At 64.6% G+C, this 587-nt stretch carries 1 protein-coding gene; it reads right to left on the bottom strand.

Translation table 11 applies throughout. The features are described 5' to 3' along the window. The coding region (locus tag J0A90_RS18580; protein ID WP_233076962.1) for an Ig-like domain-containing protein at nucleotides 1-587 on the bottom strand (587 nt) is incomplete at both ends.

The raw sequence follows: 587 nt of genomic DNA, 5'->3' as shown, positions 1-587 counted from the left end.
GTGTAGCTGCCGTCGCTATTGAAGCTCAGCGAACCGTTGTTGTTACCAACACCGTTGACCAGTTGGTAGCTCTCGACCGTGCCGTCAACGTCAGTCGCCGCCGGCACCTGGGCGTTCAGGGTGGCGTTTTCGCCGGTAGTTTGGGTATCCGCCTTGGCAACCGGCACGTCGTTGGTGCCGGTGACGGTCACGGTCAGCGTCGAGGTAGCAGTGCCACCCTGGCCATCGCTGACGGTGTAACTGATCTGAGTGGTGTCGCTCTGACCCGCGGCGAGACGATCGAACGCCGTGCCCGGGTTGAAGCTGTAGGAGCCATCCGCGTTCAGCGTGAAGGTGCCGCCGTTGGAGCCGGTGATCGCCTGACCGACGTTGGCGTCGGTGCCGTTCACTGCGCTGACGCTCAGGGTGCCACCGTCGACATCGCTGTCGTTGGCCAGCACGCCCTGGGCAGCGGACACATTGAGGGTGGTGTTCTCACCCGTGCTGCCGGTATCGGCCACGGCCACCGGATCATCGTTGGTGCCGGTGACGGTGATGGTCACCGTTTGCGGCGCGCTGACGCCGCCGTCGTTGTCGGTGGCGGTGTA

Origin of the sequence: Salinicola sp. DM10 (assembly GCF_017306975.2) — a bacterium.
Lineage (GTDB): Bacteria > Pseudomonadota > Gammaproteobacteria > Pseudomonadales > Halomonadaceae > Salinicola.
The sequence above is the reverse complement of the archived record's forward strand: the minus strand, read 5'-3'. Positions and strand labels throughout refer to the sequence as shown.